Annotated in this window: 16 protein-coding genes; 8 read left to right on the top strand and 8 right to left on the bottom strand. The window is 41.0% G+C overall.

The window, feature by feature from the left end; all coding sequences use genetic code 11:
* Positions 1-117: 117 nt before the first annotated feature.
* Together AAEU28_RS08455 and AAEU28_RS08450 are read right to left on the bottom strand one after the other, a co-directional pair.
* Positions 118-2,670: a DUF5666 domain-containing protein gene (locus AAEU28_RS08455; protein WP_421963717.1), complete on the bottom strand. Its 2,553-nt coding sequence runs from the start codon at positions 2,668-2,670 to the stop codon at positions 118-120.
* Between the two features lie 294 nt (positions 2,671-2,964).
* Positions 2,965-3,813: a DUF2306 domain-containing protein gene (locus AAEU28_RS08450; RefSeq protein WP_421963716.1), complete on the bottom strand. Its 849-nt coding sequence runs from the start codon at positions 3,811-3,813 to the stop codon at positions 2,965-2,967.
* Positions 3,814-4,088: 275 nt separating this feature from the next.
* Between AAEU28_RS08450 and AAEU28_RS08445 the strand changes: the two genes are divergently transcribed.
* Positions 4,089-5,216: a helix-turn-helix domain-containing protein gene (locus AAEU28_RS08445; RefSeq protein ID WP_421963715.1), complete on the top strand. Its 1,128-nt coding sequence runs from the start codon at positions 4,089-4,091 to the stop codon at positions 5,214-5,216.
* Here AAEU28_RS08445 and AAEU28_RS08440 read toward each other — a convergent pair.
* The 3 genes from AAEU28_RS08440 to AAEU28_RS08430 all read right to left on the bottom strand — a co-directional run bounded on the left by AAEU28_RS08440 (position 5,213) and on the right by AAEU28_RS08430 (position 9,522).
* Positions 5,213-6,061, bottom strand: a complete 849-nt coding sequence (locus AAEU28_RS08440) for a carboxylate/amino acid/amine transporter (protein ID WP_421963714.1) — start codon at positions 6,059-6,061, stop codon at positions 5,213-5,215. The genes AAEU28_RS08445 and AAEU28_RS08440 overlap by 4 nt on opposite strands.
* Positions 6,062-6,164: 103 nt before the next feature.
* Positions 6,165-7,493 (bottom strand): DUF1501 domain-containing protein, encoded by a 1,329-nt coding sequence (locus AAEU28_RS08435; RefSeq protein ID WP_421963713.1) that lies wholly within the window; start codon positions 7,491-7,493, stop codon positions 6,165-6,167.
* 10 nt (positions 7,494-7,503) lie between these two features.
* Positions 7,504-9,522: a DUF1800 family protein gene (locus AAEU28_RS08430; protein WP_421963712.1), complete on the bottom strand. Its 2,019-nt coding sequence runs from the start codon at positions 9,520-9,522 to the stop codon at positions 7,504-7,506.
* Between the two features lie 520 nt (positions 9,523-10,042).
* Here AAEU28_RS08430 and AAEU28_RS08425 point away from each other — a divergent pair.
* Positions 10,043-10,429 (top strand): VOC family protein, encoded by a 387-nt coding sequence (locus tag AAEU28_RS08425; protein ID WP_421963863.1) that lies wholly within the window; start codon positions 10,043-10,045, stop codon positions 10,427-10,429.
* Between the two features lie 130 nt (positions 10,430-10,559).
* Here AAEU28_RS08425 and AAEU28_RS08420 read toward each other — a convergent pair whose 3' ends face one another.
* Positions 10,560-10,805: a hypothetical protein gene (locus AAEU28_RS08420; RefSeq protein ID WP_421963711.1), complete on the bottom strand. Its 246-nt coding sequence runs from the start codon at positions 10,803-10,805 to the stop codon at positions 10,560-10,562.
* A gap of 192 nt (positions 10,806-10,997) precedes the next feature.
* On the opposite strand from AAEU28_RS08420, the gene AAEU28_RS08415 reads away from it, so the two are divergent.
* The 4 genes from AAEU28_RS08415 to AAEU28_RS08400 all read left to right on the top strand — a co-directional run bounded on the left by AAEU28_RS08415 (position 10,998) and on the right by AAEU28_RS08400 (position 18,629).
* A complete protein-coding gene (locus AAEU28_RS08415) occupies positions 10,998-12,098 on the top strand; it encodes a c-type cytochrome (protein ID WP_421963710.1) in 1,101 nt (366 codons plus the stop codon).
* A gap of 110 nt (positions 12,099-12,208) precedes the next feature.
* Positions 12,209-15,094, top strand: coding sequence for an insulinase family protein (locus tag AAEU28_RS08410; protein ID WP_421963709.1), 2,886 nt, complete (start codon positions 12,209-12,211; stop codon positions 15,092-15,094).
* Between the two features lie 406 nt (positions 15,095-15,500).
* Entirely contained in the window at positions 15,501-15,908 is a 408-nt protein-coding gene (locus tag AAEU28_RS08405; RefSeq protein WP_421963708.1) for an ExbD/TolR family protein, read from the top strand.
* Between the two features lie 114 nt (positions 15,909-16,022).
* Entirely contained in the window at positions 16,023-18,629 is a 2,607-nt protein-coding gene (locus AAEU28_RS08400) for a CHASE domain-containing protein (protein ID WP_421963707.1), read from the top strand.
* Positions 18,630-18,641: 12 nt separating this feature from the next.
* Here the strand turns inward: AAEU28_RS08400 and AAEU28_RS08395 are convergent, their stop codons facing one another.
* Positions 18,642-20,729: a winged helix-turn-helix domain-containing protein gene (locus AAEU28_RS08395; RefSeq protein ID WP_421963706.1), complete on the bottom strand. Its 2,088-nt coding sequence runs from the start codon at positions 20,727-20,729 to the stop codon at positions 18,642-18,644.
* 154 nt (positions 20,730-20,883) lie between these two features.
* Between AAEU28_RS08395 and AAEU28_RS08390 the strand changes: the two genes are divergently transcribed.
* On the top strand, positions 20,884-22,725 hold the full coding sequence (locus AAEU28_RS08390) for a serine hydrolase domain-containing protein (protein ID WP_421963705.1): 1,842 nt from the start codon (positions 20,884-20,886) through the stop codon (positions 22,723-22,725).
* Between the two features lie 46 nt (positions 22,726-22,771).
* On the opposite strand, the gene AAEU28_RS08385 is transcribed toward AAEU28_RS08390, so the two are convergent.
* Positions 22,772-23,980, bottom strand: coding sequence for an iron-containing alcohol dehydrogenase (locus tag AAEU28_RS08385; protein WP_421963704.1), 1,209 nt, complete (start codon positions 23,978-23,980; stop codon positions 22,772-22,774).
* A gap of 128 nt (positions 23,981-24,108) precedes the next feature.
* Between AAEU28_RS08385 and dbpA the strand changes: the two genes are divergently transcribed.
* Positions 24,109-25,497, top strand: a complete 1,389-nt coding sequence (gene dbpA / locus AAEU28_RS08380; protein ID WP_421963703.1) for an ATP-dependent RNA helicase DbpA — start codon at positions 24,109-24,111, stop codon at positions 25,495-25,497.
* Positions 25,498-25,574 lie beyond the last annotated feature (77 nt).

Here is a 25,574-nt window from a genome sequence, read left to right as displayed (position 1 = left end):
AATCATTGATAATTTAAATCTATCAACTAAGAAGCGAACAAAATTTAATTTCATAAAAATTAAAAAAGCCGCACTTAAAAGTACGGCTTGGTTGCTTAACATTCTGACGTATTTAAATTAATCTTCAAACTTCACTTTTGTTGCCACTAGCACTGAGCTTTCATTATAAAAGCCCTTCACTTCGACTTTTGCACCTTGCTTAAGATCACTCGCTTTACCTTTAACAAATCGCGTGTTTGCGTTAGTCGTTATGGTTTTACCATCGACAACAAAGTTAGTTAAAGAAGTAAACTGAGTAACTTCGCCTTCTACTTCAACTTCGTCGACTTCTTCAAACTCGACTTTTTTGGCAACCAGCACTTGGTCTTCATTAAGTGTGCCTTCAACTTCCAGCTCTACACCAAGCTGCAACATCGCCGCCGAGCCATTTTTAAACTCAGTGTTAGTTGTGGTGGTGATTTTTTGCTCACCAATAGCAAAGTCAGTTTTTGATGTAAACTCAGTGACTTTACCTTCAACTTCGAATTCATCTTGCTCAGCGAATTCGACCTTTTTAGCAACAAGCGCGCCGTCGTTGTTGATTTCACCTTCAACTTCAACCTCAACATCAAGGGCTAGGTCTGACGCTGTACCATGTTTAAACTCAGTTTGGTCATTAGTTACAATTACTTGCTCGCCAATTTTGAATGACTGCGCAGAAGTAAATTCACTGATCTTACCTTCGATTTCTGCTTCGCGTTCATCACTGTCATCTTCTGAGTCCAGCTCAATTTTACGTGCCACAATCACGCCTTCTGCGTTTAACTCACCTTTAACTTCAACAGCCACACCAACCGCTAACTGCTCAGGATTGAAACCAGCATAACGGGTATTAAGCTGCGTCGTAACCGCATGGCCGTTTACGCTAAACTCAGTTAAAGACGTAAACGAGTCAATCACACCTTCAAGGTCGATATAGCGTTCTTCATCGGCGTCATCGTTATCAATCTCAACTTTAACCGCTAAGAAGGTGCCATCTTCTTGCTGCACAGCTTTTACTTCCACTTCATCCCCTTCGACTAATAACTCGAAGAACTCAGCTTGTAAAAGTGCATCGCCATTATCTGCTTCAAACTTAGTCAGCTCAGAGGTTTCAATGCGAATACCTTCAACGGTAAAGCCCATCTCAGAAATCGCACTCGCCTCACCTTCAAGCTTATTCACAAACTCATCGGCATTCACATCAGCGGCAACCTTGAAGCGCTTCACTTGTCTGGCAACAACATCGTCTGCAACTTTTGCCGCTTTTACCACTAGTTTGTCGCCTTCGTTAATATCATCCAATCTGAAGCGGCGTACTTTGGCTTTTGAAACATCAATAAATTGCGTAAACTCATTAATGGTCACCGTTGTGCCCATTAATTCTAATTCGCTGTCGTCTTCATCTACCTCAGACACTAAACCTTCTAACTTGAGTTTAGTTGCCTGCTTAAAGCGAATTAAATGTGCCACCAGCTGGTTTTCTTCGTTTAAAGCACCACTGACAACCACTTGAATACCCTCTTGCAGATCTTCTAGCTTGCCCACTGCAAATACAGTTTGCTCATTAGTGATCACCATTTGGTCGTTCACTTCAAACAACGAAGCTGACTCGAAATCATCAATTTCACCTTCCACAAACACTTTTTGTCCTGCGGCAAATGGCATTGTTTTAACTTGAACTTCATCGGCGGTTAAAACATTATCGACAGGCTCACTTGAGGCTTTGATTTTTACCATGACCTCATTCGCAAGCTCGCCATCTACTTCTGCAGAGCTGTAATCAATAATTAAAGTACCAATGTTGAATTGTTTACTTTCTGTATTAAGCTCAGCCACTGTGCCTTTTAATTTAATATCTTCGGAGTCCGATGACTTTTCAACACGGGTTGCAAGCCACTGCTCATCAGCATTTTGCTTAGCACTAACTTCGACATAATCACCGACGAGTAAAGCTTCAAAAGTAAGCTCATCATCAAATTCAGTGAATTCGTCCACATAATAAACTTGCCCTAAAACAGTGAATGATTGCTCAGCCAAATTGATCACTGAAACCGGGCCTTCCGCTGAGGCGTTATATTTAATTTTGCTCGCAGTCGGGGTTTCGCCATTGGCACCCATTGCACCTTCTAAGGTTACAACCATGCCCACTTCTAGCGCATCTTCAGAGTCGTTGTCTTTGTCATCGGTTGAGAAAGCTGCATTGTCGGTATTGAATCGCACCCCGTTAATATAAACGCTACCAAAGCCTGTGATCACACCGCTACTTACAATTGGGGCTTGGTATGCAACATCAAAGGAAGTAACTTGGTTTTCAGAAATAGTGATAGTTTGCTCTGAATTACTGGCAGAATAGGTTACGCCATTAACTGTGACGGCTGTGACCGCAACTGTGTAGTCACCAACAACAAGATCTTTTAGCTCTTCTGCGCCTGTGAGTGTTTTGCTGTAACCATTCGGCCCAGATACCGTAATGTTCGCGCTTGAGTCATTTGGTAGACCTGAAATATTAATTTTAGCGCTGCCAACGGTTGCTTGAGGCTGCTGTTGTGTTGGTGGGTTTTGCTCTGAGTCATCGCTACTACTACCTCCACACCCCATGATTGAGAGGGTTAAGAGTGATAAAGCGGTACCGGCTACAAACTTATTCATAATTACTCACCTTTATTCCATTGCTAGGAATGTGTCTTAATGACTATAGATTAATTCTGCCTCTAGAAACTAAAAGACAGATAAAATCAGACATAAGCACTAGCTTCTAGGCAATCAGCTTTAGCTTTTTGTCTGATTTGCTAAATAGTGAGCATGACGATGACATAGTTTGTCTGAATGCTTTCTTAATACAAATCAAAAAAACATCCTAAAGAATGTAACCAACCACCAAAAACCATCCTTTATAATTAATATTTTATTTTTAAACTTAAGCCTAATAACAGACTCTGAAGTTTAAAAAATAGACTCTATCACCATAGAGACTCTTGGCCCCCACATCATCATGGCTGCAGCAATAACACCAATTAGCGTGATCACGGCCGCGATAGAGGTAGTCATAGCAGCAAGCCACTTTATGTTTTCAGTTTTACAACGCTTTGCCCAAAAGATAAGTTCAGCAATCAGCATAGGCAACAAGTAACAGGCAAAAGATAAGGTTAGATCCATAGGACCATCTAGATTACCATTATTGCCATTTGGGCCTTGGTTAACTAAATACCAGCCCATCAAAAATAACCGGAAAGTCCAAACCCCATTCACTAAAATAAAAGCATGCACCGCCCAGCGTTGATGCTGAGCAAATTGCTTTTTAACCGCGGTTTTCCAAGCAAAAAATATCGCCACCAAAATAAGCACGCCGTTTAATGTGACACCTAACGCACCTATGTCACTAAAGCGGATACCTGCGCCCCAGGTTAAATACAATCCCGTAACCGCGCCAGACAGTCCTAAAGTAAAAAATAGGCGACCATTCCAACGGTGAAACTTAGGATAAGTTTTGCGTATTTTCGGAATTATTTGTGCAAGACCACTGGTTGCCATAATCGCCGCAGGCAGAATATGGCTAAAAAACATGATGGAATCAAAACCCGCACTGGTATCGAACCCTCTTGCTGGAGAAATTTCATCTGCTTGATGCACGGCCCCTATTAATAAAGGGATGGCGTATAAACTGAGAATATAAACGGCAAACGCCCATTGACCGACTAATACAATACTGACCCAACTGGTGACGGCTTTTTTAAGTGCTGAATCGGCAGACATACCCCAGATATTTTTTTGATTAACGGTTAGCTGTTCCATAACACGCTCCTTACTCTAATGTTGATGTAAGCAGCTTGGCATTGATGCGAAAGAGGATCGCACCGAATTTTAAAATCGGTCTATGGTTTTAGTGATTTGCGCATTTTTAATTTTGATAAAGAGAACCTAAAACCAATATAACAACATGAAAATAATGCTAACTTTATTACTTGTCAGATTAACAAGCAAAATACGACACGCTTTCTTACAAACGCACAATTGAGACAGAACTAACGATTAGATAAACTCTGCGGTGTTACTTTGGAGCGCCCCTGATGACATTATCAAACATTTATTTCATCCAACTTATCGTGGCATTAACCTGTTTACTCGCCCAGTTATGGGTAAAAAACAAGCATACGACGCATATTTTATTTGCGGTATTTTGTGGCTCGGTTGCCATGGGCGTGATGCAAACACTTTCCGCTGACCTCTTAGGGGCTTACCAATATTTAGTTGGACTAGGTGCTTGCGCTACTTGTAACTGCTATTGGTTGTTTGTGCGTAGTTATTTTAGAGGTAACAATGCCATCTCTTTGCAGCATATTGCACTTGCCATTGGCATTGCTGTGTTAATCATGATGAGCAAAGGCTATTTGTTTGTCACTGAGCTGTGGCACATAGAATCAAACAGCTTGAGTTTTGCTAAATATACGCTCACAGAAATCACCATGTTACTGTCTTCTGCGATCATCGTTTTATCTATATGGGAAGCATTTAGGGGTTTTAAACAAGCCTCTAAGACCCAACAAAAACAGCGTGTGTTTTATCTGTGTGCCATCATTTCTGCAGTCCTCATAAGTAAGGTTGCCAAAGGCTACTTTGTAGACACGCCACATATTAAAGAAGCCATCACGGCCAGTATCACTATTTTCATGCTGCTAGTAACACAAACACTAATGTTCTGGCGCTTTAAATCTGAGCAAAGTAATGAGCAGATTGCTTCAACTCATCAGGTTAAAGTGGGTTGTTTTGAACACGACGCTTTTGAAGCAAAAACACAAGTTAGCTCTGAAAAAATACACAGCGAAGAGCCGCTTGATATTGAATTAAGCAATACCCTCTATCAATTATTAATAGAGCAAAAGCAATATCTGCAAGCAAATTTAAAAGTAGGTGATTTAGCCAAGCAACTCGACTTACCTGAGTATAAGATCAGCCGCGTATTAAAAGAGGGTTTTGGTGCTCGAAACTTTAACCATTACATAAACCAACTCAGGGTCGAGCACGCTAAACAGCTACTCTCGGAGTCGGATAAATCACATTGGCCTGTGTTAGTAATCGGTCTTGAAAGCGGCTTTGCGTCGGTCGGGCCATTTACTCGCGCTTTCAAGCTATTTACAGGCTCTACGCCCAACCAGTACCGACAGCAATTTAGCTTTAATAAAGCTCAGGTCGCTTAGCGACCTGAAGCAAACTTTTGGTTAACCCACAGAGCCAGCAAAATAATACCGCCACCGATGGCAAGCCTGATTAAATCTGCATCCCGGTTCCAAATAACCAAATTAACCAGTATACCCGCGGGAATAAGCACATTATTCATCACCGCAAGTGCACCTACATCCACCAAGGTTGCGCCTTTATTCCACGCAAAATAACCAAAGCCCGAGGCCACCAAACCAAGGTAAATTAATATGCCCCATTGGGTGCTAGTCGTTGGTAGCTTGTCTGTATTGCCAAACATTAAAAAGAACAGCAAAGATACGACTAATGCACCGACAAAAAACCAACCAAACACGGTTTTATGATCAAGTTCACTGCCTTGCATTAAACGCTTATAGGTCACTTGCCCTGTAGCGAAACAAAGGTTAGCCCCTTGCACCAACAACAAACCAAATAAGAACTCACCGTCCAGATTTTCGTAACGAATGGCGACCGCACCTATTACGGCTATCACCGCAACCAGTAAATATTTGCCGTTAAACTGCCTATCTAACACATCATTGAGTAAGGTGATATAAACCGGCGTCATCACAGTAAACAGCAATACCTCGGGTACACTCAAAAACAAAAACGAGTGATAGTAAAACCCGTACATTAAACCGAGTTGCACACCACCGATGGCCATTAATTTAAGGATGAGATCTTTAGGAATACGTGAGCGGATTAAAAAAGGAATAAACACGCAAGTTGCGAGTGCCACTCGGCTAAAAGCGCTAAACCAAGCATCAACTTGCCCTGCCAAATACACGCCAATTAAACTAAAAGAAAACGCCCATAAACAGGTTACAAAGGCTAAATAAGACATCAGAAAACCACATTATAATTTTCGCTTAGTAAACCATGAATACCCAAAAACAAAAAGCCACACTCATCTCGACTGTGGCTTTTAAATTTAACGATAAAAGAAATTAGATAAACCCGAGTGTATGTTGATTGAAATTAACCAAGTTCGGGAAGATATCGACCAGCTCAGAGTCAGGCACGCCAAACCACCTTGCTAAGGTTGCAAAATACTGCTCATTGGCAACTTCGGGAATAAGTCGACCACCGCGCGTATCTCTCGGTCCATTAAGGTGCTGAGTCAGTAACTTGCCGTACAAATCGCCGCCATTAACAGCGCCCCCCATAACAATATGGTTACCAGCCCAACCGTGATCTGTACCATTTCCATTCGACGTTAAGGTTCGACCGAATTCACTCATGGTAAACGTAGTAACATTATTTTGCTGACCCAGATAAGTCATGGCTTGATTAAACTCAGACAAAGACTGGGCTAATTGACCAAGCAACGACGCATGACTGCGGTTTTGATCGCCATGGGTGTCAAAGCCCCCCATAGAGACATAAAATACTTGGCGCTTACAACCTAGTTGAGATTGGATCGAAATAGTGCGCGCAATTGTACGCAAGCGTCTCGACAATACACTGCCAGAAAATACCCCATCAATCGGGTCGGACTCTTTTAACGCCAGATTCATCGCCGACGTTTTGTCTATCGAGGCTTTCACGCGAGCACCATAAGCTTGACCAAGCGGATTCTTCTGCCCTGTCAAAACTCGGTTAAATAAATCGCTCACATGCTCGTTGCGCTCCTGACGACCACTTAAGGCATTGATCTGGCTTATACCATTGGTGCTCAAACTAAATGGCATGCTATTTACGCTGGTTTGCCAATGGTTCATACCCGAAAGCGAAATATTGCCCCCAAATCTATCAGCTTGTTCTAGGCGCTCTAATAATCGCGCGCCCCATCCGGTGTTAATGGAGCTCTGCTCTTTGCCATACATCCAAGTCGCTTGCTGTTTGTTGTGTGAGAATAAATGTAAAGGTAACGGCACTGATTTATTGATCACATCCTGCTGCGTTGTAGGCGCGATAAGGCTCCCTACACCAGTTACAAAAGCTAATTGCTTTTCAGCAAATAAATTTTGTAATGGAGCCAGAGAATTATGCAAACCCACTCCGCCTTCTTGAGATGTATAAGGTGACAATGCCAAAGGGTTTGCCACTGCTAAGCCCTGTCGACTCGCTTCATATAAACTACGCGCTTCACCTTCCAGTGGCACCAACATATTTAGCGAGTCATTTCCCCCCGATAAAAATACACATACCAGCGCTTTGTAATCACCGTCATCAATTGCTGTTGAACCTTGAAATGCTTGCAGTTGTAGCTGTGTTAAGGCGGCCATTGATACACCGCCTTTTAAACACATGCCTAAAAACTTTCTTCTATCCATGATATTGCTCCTATTGCTGCAAGCTGTATTCAGCTGAGACGGTAATTAAAAATATAATGTAAGAAAGCCTCAGATGACTTTCACTGGAGGAAAAATAGGCATCCATATCGTAAATGGCTTGGCGCATTTCTTCAGACATTGCGCCTGCAAAAAACAAGGTATCGTATTTATCTATCACCGCATTCAAACCATAGTTTGCCAATAACGCCATGTCTTCTGACATGTATAAGTAGATGCGGTTTTCATACAAGCTGTCATAACGCTCTGCGACACGGCCGCTAAATTCATCAAAATGGCTATTCAAGGTATTGATCACATATGCGTCATTGGCGATTTGTAACTCAGGTGCGAGCAACTCTGAACCCGACAGCTCTTGCGGTTGGTGATCCGGTTGATAAAAGTTGAATACCGATGTTGATTGCAGAGGCCCTTGACCAAACATCAAGGGTAAATTGCCCGTAAAATAAAAATTGTTAAGTGCTTTCGCATCGAATACGCGCCATAAATGTACTTGTTTTAATAGAGGCTCTTTTACTTTGCCAAAGTAATCAAGTGGCGCGCCAAACAGTCTTGCTTCTGCATCTAAATAGATGGCTTTTACGACCGCTGCTAAGTCACCCTTTACGCCTTCACCATTGTCGTTAAACACTTTGGCGACACGCTCAACATAACCAGGACTTGGATTTGATGTGATTAATTTTAAAATCAGCTGCTTACTAATATAAGGTGCAACATTTGGGTGCTCAAAAATGGTATCAAGGGCTATTTTTAACGATGCCTCTGGCCCTGTATTCTCAGGGATCACCACGCCATTGAGCAAATGCTTTGCTGCAGTCGAATGATATTCTTCGAATGGGCTCATGGGTATTGAGTGGTTGTTACTTGGGCGGTTCCAAAACTCACTGGCACCAAATGTCCAACCCGTAAATACTTTCGCGAACCCTTCTATATGCTCTTGGGTATAAGCTGGAATAGGCAACCCATTTTCATCTTTTTTGGCCGTGCCATTGAGTTCTAGCTCATTCAAACCCAAACTAAATAACTGCAGTAGCTCACGGGCATAATTTTCATCGGGTCGAATGTTGCGCTCTTCATCGGCTTTCTCATTATTGAGGTGATCTAGATAAATGCCCATCATGGGCGATAAGGTAATGGTTTCGAGTAAGTCTCTAAAGTTACCAAATGCATGAGTTTGCAGCATATCGTAGTAACTCACCATGCCCTTAGGTTGATTGGCTAACGCGTTGTTAAAGTCAGACACTACAAAGATTTGACTCATGGCATACGCCACACGCTGCCGAAGCTGATCAGGCGCATTGATTGTGCCTTTCCACCAAGCATCAATGCGATTAATTTGAATTGGATAATCGCGGTTTGGATAGTTTTCCAAATAATCAACATGGTAAGTTATTGGCAACTGCATTTGTGCTTCGATCCACTGCTGAGCACTCATGCCCTCCGCCGCTAAAATTTCTTCATATCTTGGCCCGACTCCAGCCTGATGAAGCAAACGAGCAGCTTGCTCTCTATCCATAACTGTTTTAGCAGTAAATTCAAATTCTTGGCTTGCCTGTGCACCATGCTCATCGGTCACCGTTAATAAAAAACGATACGTTTCGTCAAAGCCGTTTATAGGTTGAGGAATTTCGAAAGAGATCTCAGCTTGGGCTGATAATGTCACAGTCTGCCCAGCTAATTGTTGCCATTTATAGCTAAGCGTATCACCGTCTGCATCACTGGCATTGGCTTTTATCTCGACTTGCTGACCATGGTTAACTTCTGTCGGAGAGGTTAGCTTTATGACAGGGGTTTTATTCTCTGACGCTGAATTATCGCCATTATCACTGCCACTATTATCATTGCCGCCATTATTTCCATTATTATCTGACCCATCCGTGCCACCATTAACCGGTGTTGTTGTGGGATTATCTGATACGGGTGTATCCTTACTCGTGTTTGCTTCATTGCCACCGCCGCATGCAACTAAGAAACAGCTCGTAAGGATAGCAATTGCTATACGCTTACTCATCTTTATGCCTTAGTACTGATTAAAAACAGCAAAACTTTAGCATTAGAAATTTGATTTTACGCAATTATTTTGTATGACTTTTATTCAAGTTTCTGGTCATACCTGAACAAGTAAGTAAGTGCTTTTTGTTTCCACTATAAAAATAGGGACTTTAACCTGAACAATAGGTTAATTAGACCAAACAAATAAATTTAATTTGCATGTAGTATTTGGTTACTACCCAATGCCACCCAGCTTTATTTATTATTCAACGCATCAATTAAACAAGTAACTCTCCAGATTAAAGTAAGGTTTTTCTCACTACCAGAGGGTTTAATCATCGCTTAGTAATAGATTGAAATAAATTCGGCAGCCGTCTGGTCTTCATCATTCGCTAAACGCTCTAATCACTGCTTGGCCTAAACTTTAGTAACAACTTTTTGAATACGCACTGAGCATTTCGTTGTTTTGAATAAACCTTGCGGCACAGCAGAGTAGAGTAGAGTTCACACAATAGATAGGTATTTTAAACGTGGCAAAAATGATCCACAGTATGATCCGAGTTTTGGATGTAAAAAAGTCGACGCAATTTTACCAAGATATACTCAACTTAGAGATAAAGCGTACCTTAAACTTTGACGGCTTTGATCTGCATTATTTAGGCAATAATGAAAGTGATTTTGAGCTAGAGCTTACCGTTAATCATGATAAAACCAAGCCATACATTCTAGGTGATGGCTATGGTCATCTGGCATTTAGCGCGCAAAATATAGAAGCGCTGCATGAAAAAGCTGTACAGCTGGGTTATCAACCTCGCCCCATTAAGTCTTTTTATAATGATGATGAACTCGTCGCTAAGTTCTTTTTTATTGCCGATCCTGATGGCTATGAAATTGAAGTGATAGAACGCTCTGAGGCTTATCACTAGGGCTTATTTACCTTGGTAATGAGTTTATTAAGTCAAAAACTTCCAACACCCCATAAAGAAAAAACCACGTAGCGAGACAACTTGCTAGGTGGTCCTGGGCAGTTATTTTCAAGCGTGAATATGCTTCAAATCAAAAGTCACATTTAAGTAACTTCATCGGTTTATCTGCTGCCATAACACACCCTCTCGCTTCATCCGATGTAGCTTTACATTGCTTCAACATATCAGATTTACTTGGTGCATTTTCTTTTAAGACTGATTTAGCATGGGCGACAACTTTATCGCATTCACTCTCTGGTACAGATTCAGCCTTAGAGCATGCTGTTAGTAAAAAACCACAAAAAGAAAGAACTGCTAACGTGCTAATTGATTTCATATCTGTACCCTACGTTCATGAATATAAAGAGTATAGTTGGAAATCTTCAAGTAGCTAAAAATTATTAACACATTTGAATATCTAAAATTTCCTCTCTCATCACACTAAATTGTTACCAGATTTGTATTTGGCTAGTAATCAGTAACTGACCCCTTTATGCTCAATTAACCGTCATTTCATCCAAGGTTGGTTATGTCTAAACTATCTTTCGGACTGCTAACAAGCAGCTTTATCGTTTTGCTTTTTCAGACGAGTATTGCTTACTCACAAGAAAGAGAACGACGCTCACCGCCACGTAAACTCACGACCGAGCAAGCTCGAGTTGCAGCTAATAACTATCAAAAATACTGCGCACTGTGTCATGGTGAAAACCGCGAAGGTCATAAAAACGATCATGCGCCATCACTTCGCAGCAAAAGCCTGATGGAATCTGGCGTGGCACACCAAATCTTGAGACCAATGCAATATGGCCGAGAAGGAACAGCAATGGGCGGCTATCTAGATGAAGTTGGTGGCCCTATGACACTTGCTGAAACTTGGAATTTAACTTATTGGCTTTTTGAGCAAGCAGGATACAACAGACTTAAATTTTCAACCAATCCTGTACAGGGCGATATAAAACGCGGAGAAGTTGTTTATCAAAAGCAGTGTGCAAGTTGTCATGGTAAACAAGGTGAAGGCATTACAGCACCTGCACTGATGAATCAATCAGCCCTTGCCCATAATACCGATGAATTTATTCGCTACGCCATTCAAGAGGGTCGACAAGACACGCCAATGCAAGCCTTCAAAAATAAACTATCTCCAGCTGACATTAACAATATCACCGCATTTTTACGCAGCAAATCAATGGGACTGGTCGAAGAAAAACCAGTCCTAAGAGCACTGCCAGAGCCTAAAGATTATATTGTCAACAAAGCGGGAGAAGACCCTAACTTTGATTTAAAAGATGGCATGTATGTACTTTCAAAAGATCTTAATGAAGCACTGAATGCAAAAAAACGCATGGTATTGCTAGACACGCGCGTCACCTCAGTATGGCAAACAGCACATATAGAAGGCGCAATTCCCTTTCCTTATTACGCTGATTTAGATGAAACCGTTGCTGGAATTCCCAAAGACGTGCAAATAGTCGCCTATTGCTCTTGCCCTCGCGCCGCTGCAGATCACACTATCAATCGCCTCCGTGCTAGGGGTTACACTCGCACAGCCGTATTGTGGGAAGGTATTTTCGGCTGGATGCACTTGGGCTACCCAGTAAGACGAGGTGATATTAGCGGCGTAAATGATTAAATTTTGATTGTTACATCACTTTACAAAACGCCGATAGAATTGAGTGATTAACTTATTCCAAAGGCGTAAACTAAATATTCAAAACTGATAAATTTCAAAGGACGACACCTATGAAAAAAGCATTTACGATTAGTGCTCTGGCATTAGCACTTGCGGCTTGTTCACAAACATCAAATAACAATACACAAGCAAGTGCAACGAACGCACTTGCACCACTTGATAAGCTTGCTGTTAGTCCGAATGACCAACGCGGCTACAGAACTTTAAAGTTAGAAAATAACATTGAAGTGATTTTGGTGTCTGACCCTACAACTGAGAAATCTGCAGCGGCATTAAACGTCGGTGTCGGTCTTTTACAAGACCCAATGACACAACAAGGTATGGCGCACTATCTTGAGCACTTACTTTTCTTAGGTACAGACAAGTACCCTGAAACAAACCAGTACAAAGAATTCTTAACTGAGAATGGCGGTGTTTCTAACGCATCGACTTGGTTAACCTATACAAACTATATGTTCAAAGTGAACAATGACGCCTATGACGAAGCACTTGATCGCTTCTCTGATTTCTTTAAGTCACCAAAGCTTTACCCTGAATATACAGAAAAAGAAATCAACGCTGTTAACGCTGAATGGTCAATGCGTCGTGAAATGGACTTTTTCGGTCAGTTCAAATTATCACGCGATATGATGGGTGAACACCCAGCTAACCGCTTCTTAATCGGTAACCTAGAAACATTAGGCGATAAAGAAAACAGCAACCTTCACAAAGAAACCGTTGAGTTTTATAACAAATACTACTCTGCGAACATCATGAAAGTGGCGCTGATCAGCAATGCTTCACTAGATGAAATGGAAAAGTTAGCAAAGAAACACTTTTCACCGATTAAGGACAAAGGCATCGAGAAGCCGCAGGTTAAGCAAGAAATTAACTTTGCAGAGTTAGGCGGTAAGAAAATTTACTACAAGCCTAACCAAGACTTAAAGCAACTAAAACTTGATTTCACCATTAAAAACAATCAAGACCAGTTTAAGTTCAAACCAAATGCATTTGTGTCTTACTTACTTGGCTCAGAAATGCCTGGCACACCAGCGCAGCAGCTAAAAGCATTGGGCTGGATCAGTTCATTGAATGCTGGCGGTACACCAAATCATTATGGTAACTACGGTGAAATGTCTATTACCTTAAACCTGACTGATTTAGGTATGCAGAACCGTGACGAAATCGTTGCCATCATCATGCAGTACATTGATCTCGTTAAAGAAAAAGGGGTTGATGAAAAGTACTACAAAGAGATCAAAACCTCGCTTGATAACGAGTTCCGATTCTTACAAAAAGTCGACGAATTCAGTTATGCCGCTCAGTTAGTTAACAGCATGCAAGATTACCCGCTAAATTACAGCATCAACGCGCCATACTATTTTGGTCAATTCAATGCCAAAGCGGTTGATGACGTGTTATCACAGTTAACGCCAGACACTCTAAGAATTTGGTATACCAGCAAAAATGAGAAAGTCGATCAGAAACAACATTTCTATGCGGGTGAATACCGCATCGAAGACATTGCTGAGCGCGAAATTGCAACCTGGAAAAAACCAACCCAAGTGGCATTAGCACTACCAAAAGTGAATCGTCTATTACCTGAAAACTTCGACCTAAAAACAGCGGGTATGAAGCAATCGACCGCTGAGCTTAAAGTTGAAAAAGACGGCGTAAAAGTGTGGCATTACCCAAGTCAATTATTTGCCGAGCAACCAAAAGGCATCTTAAAAATTGACCTAAATGCCGGCGAAGCAAATGCAGATATCGAAACCCAAGTGTCTCTTGCACTTTGGTCAGATCTATACAACCTACAACAAAGCTTATTGCAAGCTGAAGCCAGTGTTGCGGGTATCAGCACGCGTGCAACAACGAGTAACGGTATGAGTCTGTTATTGAACGGTTTCACTGATAAGCAAAACTTGCTGCTTGCTGAAATGCTATCTGATCTCATTCCTGAGGTGACAGAGACGAACTTTGCTCAAGCTAAAGATCGCCTTATTCGTGGTATCAATAACGCACAAAAGCAATTTACTGTTCGTCAGTTGTTCCCTGCCCTTCAGAATTTAACTGAAGCCAATAACTTTGAAGATGACGCGTTAATCGCTGCGGCACAAAAGTTAGATGTAGCGACTTTCAAAGCACGCTTAGAAAAGCTGGTAAAGGCAAACCAACCACGTGTATTTGCATTTGGTAACTACAATCAAGGCGATTTAGAAAACGTTGCTGAGGTTATCAGCAAAACGCTTGGTAGCAACCACACGCAAACAAGCTTTGCAAAAACCAAAACCATTGCACCATTACCGCAACAGGTTTTGAGCTATCAAAAAGATACCGCAGCTGCCGACAATGGCTTATTAGATATTCATGTTCATCGTAAAGCTGGCTTCAAACAAAAAGCCATTGCTAACGTATTGGCTAAGCACTTCAGCCATGAAGCATTTAACCAATTAAGAACTGAAGAGCAACTGGCTTACGCCGTAGGTGCGTTCTACTACCCGGTTGATGACTATGCAAGTATTGGTCTATATATCCAATCACCTGTCATGGACCTAGTACAAGCGCAAAAGCGTTTTGATGACTTCAAGGTAGAGTACAAAGCCAAGCTAGATGCACTGACACCTGAGCAATTTGCTGCAATTAAGCAAGGCGTACTAGTAGGCCTGACGCAAGCACCTAAGAATATGTATGAAGAAGTCTCTCCTATCTTCTCTGATTGGTATAAAGAGAACTGGAATTACGATTCTAAACAACAAATGATCACAGAAGTTCACAATGTAAAACTGGCTGATATCAAACAGTTCTACAATGAAACGTTAGCGAATCCTAAAGCGTCTCGTATCAACGTACAACTGCGTGGTGCAAACTACCAAGACAAGCCATTTGCTGAGATTAAAGGTCAAACGAAGATCACTGACATCGCTGAGCTTACTGGCAAAGTCAGTTACCAACTTTAAAGAGTAATACCAATCCTCTTAATTAAGTGATCTATTTTGAGGCAAGGAAAACGAGGCGATAGCACCGCTCACGCGTCCTGCTATCGCTGAGGTACCTACTTCCATGTAGGCAAGGCGAAAATTTTGTTATTTAGTTGTTCTAAATAAAAAATTTGTAACGAAGCTAGCGTCCGTTTTAGTCCCTCAAAATGATTGAGTATTATTGAGGATTGGTATAAATGTAAGCCCATCAGGGCTTGCTCCTACTCATATGCCCTCAAGGGTTAACCTAACGGTTAACCCTTTTTTATTTCTTGGTAGAAGAAATCTCGCTTTTTGTGAAAGATTGTAAATATTAACAACAGGTTAAAAGTGAGGTTACAAGCGTGGTCTAGGCTGAATATTGAAACAACATGGAGAAACGAAAATGATAAAAACAGCCAAAGCACACATGCAAGAAAACCTCAGCGTAGACATGAATCCGATGCTAGACATTGTTTTCATCTTATTAATCTTTTTTATTGTAACCGCCAGCTTTAACAAAGAAGCTGTATTAGACATCGAACGAAACAACTCACCGACATTGTCTGTCACACCCAAAGTGACCCCACAGTTCACCATAGATGCCAACAACAAGGTGTATTTAAATAACCGCCAAGTTGAAATTGATGCAATTAATGTAAATATCGCCAAACTCGCTGCCAATGCAGACATTACCGCTATCAGTGTTAGAGCCCATGAAAATAGCCAACACAATACACTGGTCGCAGTTTTAAATGCGATTAAAGAGCAAACTTCAGCGCCAGTAGCGGTCGGAGAGGTTACTTCTAATTAGTATTACAAATAATGCCAGCTTAATTGTGACAAAGAAGAATTAAGCTGGCAGTTTGTGGAAAAAAAATACTCATCCACTAAATTTATATTAATTGTATCAATTTGGTTTTTAACTTTGAGTTCAAGCATACTAAAAGTAACAGTTCTGGCAGTAACAGGCTTTTTCATCAGTGGGTTAGTTTTATTTTGGATGAAAAGTATCGAACGAACAGCCATCATCAATAACTACCAATCTGAAGTTGAACAAGTTGCCAACAATTTACAAAAAGAAATTCAAGTCCATTTTGAAATTTTATATCTGATCCGCTCTGTCTACTCCTCTGCCGATAATGTCAGTAAAAATGAATTTTCTAGTATTGCTCAACAGGCACTCAAACGGCATCAAACCATTCAGGCACTTGAGTGGATCCCTAAAGTCTCACACCAAGACAGAACAAAATTCGAAGCATTACAGCAAGAAATATATAAAGGATTTGAAATTAGAGAGAGAATTAACAATGAAATGCGTGTTTCGCGAATTAAAGAGTTCTATTTCCCCGTTTCGATTGTAGAACCATTTATGGGTAATGAATCAGCGGTTGGTTTTGATTTACACTCCAATTTAGCAAGACGCGAAACTTTACTAAAAGCAGCTAATACAAACTCTATTCAGGCAACTGAAGGCGTTAACCTTGTACAACTAACAGGCCCCGATAAAGGCTTTCTGGTTTTTTTACCAATCTATGAGAAAGGGGCATTAAAGACATTAAATAATCTAAAAGGCTTTGCACTTGGAGTTTATCAATCAACTGATTTTCTCAAAGACGCTTTGAGTGATAAGTTTACATCACTTGGTAATTTAAAATTATATGATGTTACCTCTTCAGCCTCACTACTAACTCAAATAGCCCCTAAAGCGAATGATGTGTCTACGTTTAATGTATCTGTATCGGTTGATAATATTGCGGGCAGGCAATGGATGATACAAGCCTCAATCCCACAATCATATATAGCTTCACACCAAACATTTGAGCCTGTGCTCTCTGCACTTTTAAGTTTAATGTTCTTCATGTTTTTAACGCTCATTTACTATAAAGAGTTAAAAACTGCCAAAAAGATCAAAGCTGAAGTAGCTAAAAAAACTGAGCGCTTAACTAAAAGTAATTTATTTATTAAAAACCTCACCAATAGCGTGCCCATCATGCTGGGCTATGTTGATAAATCTCGCCGCTACCAATTTGTTAATAACAAATTTGAATCATGGCTACAAAAACCAACTAACTTCTATAAAAATAAACTGATTGAAGACACGGTCTCAGAAAGTAACCTGTCATTGATACAAAGTAATATAGAAAAAGTGTTTTCTGGTAGCGCGACTTCTTTTATCGACGAACAAACAGTAAAAAATAAACAACTCAGTTTAAAAACGACTTATACTCCCGACTTCGATAATCATGGCAACTTTATTGGCTTCTTTATATCAATTGAAGATAAAACAGATGAAATCAATAACGAACAAAAGCTTGCAAAGTACACTGCAGATCTCGAGTTTAAATCTTGGGCATTAGGTGAAGCGAAAGAGCAAGCAGAACAAGCAACAAAACTAAAGTCAGCCTTTTTAGCTAACATGAGTCACGAAATTCGGACTCCTATGAACGGTGTGATTGGCGCTTTGGAACTCGCTCTCAATTCCCAAGAACATAGTGAACAACTAAGATTTACGCATTTGGCTTATTCAAGTGCCGAAACACTACTGAGTTTAATCAACGAAATTTTAGATTTATCAAAAATTGAAGCCGGAAAGCTCACGATTGAAGAAACCCAATTTAATCTGGTCGAGTTAATAGATAGCCTCACTAAAATACACACCCATCTAGCTTATGATAAAGCCTTAAGCTTTACTGTGCATATGCATACAAACAAAGAACTCCTAATCATTGCTGATGAATTAAGAATAAGCCAAGTTATTAATAACTTGATCAGTAACGCCCTTAAGTTTACCCATAAAGGTGAAATTTCTATCACAGTCCGGCTCAATGAAGGCAATGACAACTCAAATATAAAAAGGAAACTAAGTATAGAAGTCAGTGACACGGGTATTGGCATGACGGAAGAACAGGTTAAAAATGTATTTAATGCTTTCGAACAAGCTGATAATTCGACTACCAGAAAATTTGGTGGCACTGGTCTGGGACTCAGTATTTGTAGGGAGTTAGCAGAATTAATGCAAGGGACTATTCAAGTGACAAGTGAAATAGGTAAAGGAAGCAAATTTACTTTTTCCATACCTGTAGAGCTGTCACACCTTGATGTATTAATAACCAACCAAGAGCTGAGAGATGATGAACAAACGCAAAGTAATATTTTAACTAAAGAAATATATGTCTTGTTAGTCGAAGACAACCCAGTAAATCAGATTGTAGGAAAAGGCATACTCAATGCAATTAATGTAAGCGTCGTAACTGCTAACAATGGTCAAGATGCAATCGCTATACTGAAACAGCAACCAAAAAGATTCGATGTAATTTTAATGGATTGCATGATGCCTATTATGGATGGATATCAAGCAACTAAGGAGATCAGAGAATCCTTGCATCTAAAAATACCTATCATTGCCCTAACAGCAAATGCAATGAAAGGCGAAAAAGAAAAATGTCTATCGGTCGGTATGAGTGATTATTTATCTAAGCCCATTCAAAAACATAAGCTAAAGAGCACACTGCTACAATGGCTATCAGCATAAATAGAGACATTATCACCAAGTTAAACGCACAATATTACTTTGTGCGCTTAATGACTCAACCATCAACAAAGCTTGTTGCTTTGGATGAATATCAAAGTTCAGACGAAATTGGTTGTCGTCCATTTTTTCACACACCGCATCTTGAAAAGGTGAAGAGAGAGATACGAAACAAACTTCCCCCTCTCTTGCGACTCTTCTTGAGAAATAAAGTAAGTTATTTTTTATACGCCAACGATTAGGGCTTGCTGAACTCAGCTGGGCCAGTTTCGACTGCTTTTGCCAACCTTGTTCACCCTTTTTTAAGAACCAAGCCGTCAGTGACGTGTCTACTCCAATCGCATTATCAGTATCTAAAGGTTTAAAGCTCAAAAAGCCTGAAGCAACAAATTCCCTCTCACCATTGAATACATTGAGCTTCACTATATTTGGCACATTCCCCTTTAAGTGAGCAACATAAATTGAGCGATTATCTGCACTCCAAATAGGATTTTCAACGCGCTCTAAAGCCGCAGTTACAAAGTTGAGGCTTTGTGTAGTTTTGGCTTCTTGAGTGTTCAAGATAAATAACCGTCCAGAAATAATACCAGCTAATTGGTTGCCGTCATCCGATGCGACCAATGCATTCAGTGTGTTAGCACCATTAAATTCTGCGAGCGTAAAGCGTTTGCCATGAGAGTTAATGCGCTCTATCGAAAACTGCTTATTATTTAATGCCGCAAATACCAAATCGGCTGAAGCATTTAAATAAGAAGGAAAGTCTTGAGCCCCAGCATAGTTAAATATACGCCCATTGAATAATGCATTGTGTTCAACTGTGACTTGAAGTGGGCGCTCTTTAATATCTAAAAAGTCGCCATTATGCTGCCTTAAAATCAAACAATGCTCACCACAGCTGGCAAATACATCATGGGTGTTTGCTGGCAGAGTTATATCTTGTTCTATTTTTTTACTCAGCAAATTATAGTGGGCTAGTTGACCATTAAAACTGCTCAAAAAGATCTCTGTACTTTCGTACCAAACCAACTTGCTTGCAGCAAAAGGCAACATAACATTGGCTTCTTCATCCCCCAACTTTAAGTCGATAATAATCAGTGCTGCTTTTTGCTTGCTCACCTCTCTCAAAATCGCCAATTTAGCGCCATCATCAGAGAGTCTTGCTAGGTAATCTCCCTTCCCTGCCACATTGGGGTAACTCAGTGTTTTTAACTGTTTTGACTCTAAATCATATTGATAAATACTATGTTGCTTAGTGCTTTTGACTTGCTCCGCAAACAATAAGCCTGATTGCGCTTTGAGCCAGCCAATCACAAATAAATTCTTTAAGCTTTTATCATTCAATGTTTGGGTTTTTATTACATCACCCAGCTTATCAAACTCAGCAATATAGTGCAGATAGCCAATGCCATTACCCGCACCATAAACCAGCTTGGTACCATCTGGTGACCAATACACGTTGGTATAATTTTGCGTATCCCATGTGAGGCGATTGAGAGAATTAGATGTCAAGTCTTTGATATATATTTGCTGCGGACTGGATTTGGTTTCTCTATGTAAAAATACCAGTCGTTGTGTGTCACTATGGTAATCAGCAAACACTTCTGAGCCTGATAGTTCTGTTATATTACTTACACTTAATTGAGTTGGTTTTACTACCGCTGATTCAGTCTGTACAAACCACATCATTAAACTGACTACCACGAGTAATGCCAGCAAAATACTGATTAGACTTTTAGTTGCTGGTTTATGCTCTGTTGCTGTGTTTGACCTTATTACTTGAACAGGTAATAGCCATTTATATCCTTGCTTAGGTACCGTTTTTATAAATTTAGGGGTGCGAGCATCATCACCGAGTAAATCACGTAACTTTTTAACTGCGGCACGAATCGACTCATCCGTGACCGGACGACCAACCCAAACTCGCTGTTGGATAACATCTCGCTCAACGATTTCTCCGCGTTGCTCAAGTAATAACAACAACAGTGTAAATTGTTGCGGTTCAATATTGAGTCGCTTGCCAAAGCGTCTCAATGTCTCACTATCTAGGCATAATTCAAAGTCATCGAACTGATACTTCATTTGCTCTGAAGAAAAACTTTCCATTTTAAATTATAGCCTTACAAGATGTGACTTTTTGTTATTGAGCCATTCTGACATAGCTTAACGAGACTTCACAAAACTTTCTTTGTGTTTTTATTACTCACCCAATAAAAGTGTTTCACCAGCTTTTTACTTATAAAAAAACAAAGGACTTACATTGAAATTTGTCATTTATGCTATTAGTCAGAGCTTAGTTATTAGTCTGCTATGCTTGCTGTTTAGTTTTTCAGCCTCTGCTGAATTAACTAACCATGATTTAGAATTACTCGATCAAGATATTCAGAAAATCGTTAAACAATATAAGCTTCCCTCGTTGGCTTATGCCATTTTACAAAAAGATACACCAGCATTTATCAGGGTCTCGGGAGTGACCAATATAAAAAATAACACGCTTGCCGATCAGCACACCCAATACCGTATTGCCTCAATCAGTAAAATGTTTGTTGGCATTGCTGTGATGCAATTGGTAGAAGCAAAGCAAGTTAAACTCAGCGATAGAGTCAGTACTCTTTATCCTGGGCTGGAGTTTCATAACCCTTGGCAAGACACTCACCCACTGCGATTAGTACATTTATTAGAAAACACCACAGGCTGGAATGATATTTCACTGAGCGAATTTGCCTATGAAAATACCCCAGCCTTAAACCTTGATGACGCGTTAGCGATTAACTCAAACAGCCGAACGTCGCGATGGCCTCCGGGTACACGACAGGCTTACACCAATTCTGCTGCGACAGTCGCCGCACGTATAGTTGAAAAATCATCAGGCCTGAAATTTACCGACTATGTCGAGCAACATATTTTCACGCCATTAAACATGCAACATAGCAGCTATGCCAAACCACTTGACCAAGATAACGCTGCAACTGGGTATAAACGTCATCAGCCTGTGCCGTTTAAACATATTTTAATGCAACCCTCAGGCAGTTTAAGTGCCAGCATAGAAGATATGAGTCGATTTACTATGATGTTAATCAATCAGGGGGAGCCACTTTTATCTGCAAACACACTAAATAGAATGGAACATTCTGAAAGCACTAACTTGAACCGATTTACCGCGGGTTATGGTATTGCTAATTTTTCGAGATACTATCAAGGTCACCGATATCGCGGTCATGATGGCACATTGCCGGGCTGGATGTCTGAATTAGTGTACTCCCCCAAACATAAAACTGGATTTGTAGTGCTACTCAATAGCGAACACCCAGCAGCATATCGCGCTTTAACTCTGTTGATTAGTAAAGCACTTGCTAACAGTTATGCAAAACCTGAGTTCGCACAAAGCAAAATTCCCGAAGAACTCATAGCTCAATCAGGTTATTACCAATACATCAATCCAAGAAACGAAAAACAATTTTTCCTAGAACGTTTAATCGCGACTAGGAAGTTAACGGTGACACAAGACTCTGCAAACTTCTCTTCTTTATTGCCTGCCAATTGGCAACGCACACTGTATTACTCTGAGCAAGGCAAATGGCTAAACCCTCAGGGGGAAGAAGTTATGGCGTTTGCTAATGACCCCATCGAAGGTGAAGTACTGCACTACGGTAACTTGGTCTTTAAACCTGTTTCTGGACTTCAAGCATGGGCTGATAAAGTCATCGCCATTACATGGCTACTGCTTCTAGTTGGTTTAATTTTACATAGTTTTTACTGGCCTTGGCGACGAAAAAAACTGACGGCACCTGAAGTTCAGATAAGGCAATCGCTATCATTCAATGCTTGGAGCGCATTACTATTTTTACTTTTTTTAGCTATTGGGCTTATGTCAGCCATCGACCGACTTGGTCATATCGGTTTTTTCTCTTTGGGCCTCATGCTCTCAAGTCTGCTATTGGCAGCAACTTCTTCATGGTCTGTATGGAAGTTGAAACTACTTTATAACCAGTTAACAGCCAAAACAGCCTTTTACATCGCTAGTATATTTGCTGCATTACAGTTAATGGTGGTCGTGTATCTCGCTGCCCATGGCGTCATAGGTATTCAAAGTTGGAATTAAACCTTAGTTTCTAACATAATTGCGCGAGTAACTAACCTCGCGCTATTTAAAACGCCACTTCTCGCTCACCCGCTTTTACCGCATCCAAAATTCGAATTACTTGATTAAGTTTCATCGCTTTAGGCACAGAGTAAGAGTCATTCGCCTCGCGTAGCGCCTGTTTTGCTATCTTAAAAAAGTCTTTTTCTAAAAGACTATCAAGGGACTTTTCTATTTGAAGTTCATCAGACAATTGATCGATGCGCTTAATAAAATTGTGCGCTAACTGCTGCTCAGGCAACTCCGAATCATAGCCTAAAATAGCACTTTCAATTCCGGCCAGTTGATTTAAACAATGTGGTTTATTGAATCTTAATACCCTCGGTAACACAACGGCGTTGGCTAAACCATGGGGCGTATTGTAATGAGCACTGAGCTGATGAGAGATGGCATGCACATAGCCCAAGCCTTGTTTACTAAACGCATAACCCGCCATAAACGAGGCTAGCGCAACCATTTCGCGCGCTTCTAAATCCGTACCGTTTTTATAAGCACGCGGTAAATACTCGAGCAATAAACGAATTGCAGTTAATGCATCACTTTGTGCATCATTAAAATGTACCCGCGCAATATAAGCTTCAATGGCGTGAGTCAGTGCATCCATACCGGTATAAGCGGTTATCGCAGGCGGTAATGAAGCGAGTAAATCAGTATCGAGCCCTGCCGCAAGTGGCACAAAATCAGGGTCTAAGAAAAACGCTTTTTGATGGGATTCTGGGTCAGAGATCACCGCAGCAACGGTTACTTCAGAGCCAGTACCTGACGTAGTTGGCACCGCAAACATAGGGAGTGGCTTGTTTCTTACCCGCATCATGCCAATGAGTTTTTTAGGTTTGTTGCCATTGGTAAGCGCCGCAGCAACCACTTTGGCAATATCAATCGCAGAGCCTCCGCCGACGACAAATATGCCATCAGCCTGAATACTCTGAGCCAGAGTCACGCTGTTTTCGACTTCGAGCATGGTCGGATTCGGCACAACTTCATCAAAGACGGTAAACTGACAATTGGCATCAGTTAAAAGCTTCGTTAATGCAGACAGTTTACCGCTTTGCGTCATAAAGCCATCTGCAATGATCAAAGGGCGCTGTACACCACTGCTCACCATTAGCTTAGCCAGTTTAAGCATCGCGCCACTGCCCGTTATCAAGGTTGGCTTGTTAGCAGGAAAGGCACTTGCTAAAAACTTAATGCCCCATTTATTAATTGCAGCGCGCATAGTCAAACTCCCCTGTAAAAAATATGACATCAAATAGGATAATTACTCAACAATAAACTAGCTAAGCCTGAGTCTCAAGCCATGCTATACTCTCGCCAATCAATTTTAGTAATTCAAAGAGCCTGACCTTGACGCAACAGCTATTTTCTCAAACATCCCTTTCTCGCGATTTGTTAGACAACCTAGAATCATTGGGTTATCAGCACATGACTGACATTCAAGCGCAAACACTGCCGTTAATTTTAGCAGGCAAAGATGTGATTGGTCAGGGCAAAACAGGCTCAGGTAAAACAGCCGCGTTTTCTTTAGGATTATTGCATAACCTCAATGTAAAACGTTTTCGTGTGCAGTCGCTGGTCGTATGTCCAACGCGCGAATTAGCCGACCAAGTTGCGGTTGAAATTCGCAAGCTTGCTCGTGCTATTCACAATATCAAAGTACTTACTTTGTGCGGCGGTGCACCGATGGGCCCACAAATAGGCTCTTTAGAGCATGGTGCGCATATTGTTGTAGGCACTCCGGGTCGTATTGAGGAGCATTTACGCAAAGGTCGTTTAGACTTAAGCGAAGTAAATACCTTTGTGCTAGATGAAGCCGACCGCATGCTAGAAATGGGCTTTGAAGACGCCATTGAATGTATTATTGAGCACTGCCCAGCACAACGTCAGAACTTACTGTTTAGTGCAACATTCCCGCCTAAAATTGAGCAACTGGCTAAGCATGTAATGACGGCACCTGAAAAAGTGATGGTCGAAGCAAGCCACGATCACAGCAACATCACCCAATATTTCTATGAAGTAGACAATAATGATGTACGCTTAGATGCCGTACAAAAGCTATTACTTGAGTTTCAACCAAAGTCAGCGGTGATCTTCGCTAACACCAAAGCTGAGTGCCAAGCTGTATGTGATGAGTTACAACAACTTGGGTTTGATAGTGCCGCCCTTCATGGCGACCTAGAACAGAAAGACCGTGACCGAACGCTTGTGCGCTTTGCCAATAAGAGCTTAACCATTTTAGTGGCCACCGATGTTGCTGCTCGCGGTATTGACGTTGACCATGTTGAAATGGTGATTAACTACCATATTGCCCACGACCCTGAAGTACACGTGCACCGAGTTGGCCGAACTGGTCGCGCTGGTAACACGGGCATTGCATGTTCACTGATGAGTTATAAAGAGTCTCATAAAGTAAATGCCTTAGAAGATTATTTAGATATCACCATTGAACCGAGTGACCTGCCAAGTGATGCCGTGTTTAACAATCCGATTACCCGTGCACCTATGGTGACACTACAAATTGATGGCGGTAAAAAAGCCAAGCTACGCCCGGGTGATATTTTAGGTGCTTTAACTGCGAATAATGCGCTTAAAGGCAGCCAAATCGGTAAAATTAAAGTGACGGCCATGGCCTCTTTTGTTGCTGTTGAACGAAAAGTTGCAGGCAAGGCCTTAAACGTGATTGGTGAAGGTAAAATGAAAGGCCGCAACTTCAGAGTGCGTAAAATCAATCGATAGTTTAAGCGCATAAAACAATCAAACTGCTACGATATGCACAAAAATCGTAGCAGTTCTCTTTAATCTTCACTTATCAC

The sequence above is a fragment of the Pseudoalteromonas sp. SS15 genome (assembly GCF_049257195.1).
Taxonomy (GTDB): Bacteria; Pseudomonadota; Gammaproteobacteria; order Enterobacterales; family Alteromonadaceae; genus Pseudoalteromonas.
The sequence above is the reverse complement of the archived record's forward strand: the minus strand, read 5'-3'. Positions and strand labels throughout refer to the sequence as shown.

What these genes read in the sequence shown, in the direction of transcription:
- AAEU28_RS08410 (WP_421963709.1), top strand. Translation starts at nt 12,209, where the DNA reads ATGAAAAAAGCATTTACGATTAGTGCTCTGGCATTAGCACTTGCGGCT.
- AAEU28_RS08450 (WP_421963716.1), bottom strand. Translation starts at nt 3,813, where the DNA reads ATGGAACAGCTAACCGTTAATCAAAAAAATATCTGGGGTATGTCTGCC.
- AAEU28_RS08445 (WP_421963715.1), top strand. Translation starts at nt 4,089, where the DNA reads ATGACATTATCAAACATTTATTTCATCCAACTTATCGTGGCATTAACC.
- AAEU28_RS08435 (WP_421963713.1), bottom strand. Translation starts at nt 7,493, where the DNA reads ATGGATAGAAGAAAGTTTTTAGGCATGTGTTTAAAAGGCGGTGTATCA.
- AAEU28_RS08415 (WP_421963710.1), top strand. Translation starts at nt 10,998, where the DNA reads ATGTCTAAACTATCTTTCGGACTGCTAACAAGCAGCTTTATCGTTTTG.
- AAEU28_RS08425 (WP_421963863.1), top strand. Translation starts at nt 10,043, where the DNA reads ATGATCCACAGTATGATCCGAGTTTTGGATGTAAAAAAGTCGACGCAA.
- AAEU28_RS08420 (WP_421963711.1), bottom strand. Translation starts at nt 10,805, where the DNA reads ATGAAATCAATTAGCACGTTAGCAGTTCTTTCTTTTTGTGGTTTTTTA.
- AAEU28_RS08430 (WP_421963712.1), bottom strand. Translation starts at nt 9,522, where the DNA reads ATGAGTAAGCGTATAGCAATTGCTATCCTTACGAGCTGTTTCTTAGTT.
- AAEU28_RS08405 (WP_421963708.1), top strand. Translation starts at nt 15,501, where the DNA reads ATGATAAAAACAGCCAAAGCACACATGCAAGAAAACCTCAGCGTAGAC.
- AAEU28_RS08385 (WP_421963704.1), bottom strand. Translation starts at nt 23,980, where the DNA reads ATGCGCGCTGCAATTAATAAATGGGGCATTAAGTTTTTAGCAAGTGCC.
- AAEU28_RS08440 (WP_421963714.1), bottom strand. Translation starts at nt 6,061, where the DNA reads ATGTCTTATTTAGCCTTTGTAACCTGTTTATGGGCGTTTTCTTTTAGT.
- AAEU28_RS08395 (WP_421963706.1), bottom strand. Translation starts at nt 20,729, where the DNA reads ATGGAAAGTTTTTCTTCAGAGCAAATGAAGTATCAGTTCGATGACTTT.
- AAEU28_RS08455 (WP_421963717.1), bottom strand. Translation starts at nt 2,670, where the DNA reads ATGAATAAGTTTGTAGCCGGTACCGCTTTATCACTCTTAACCCTCTCA.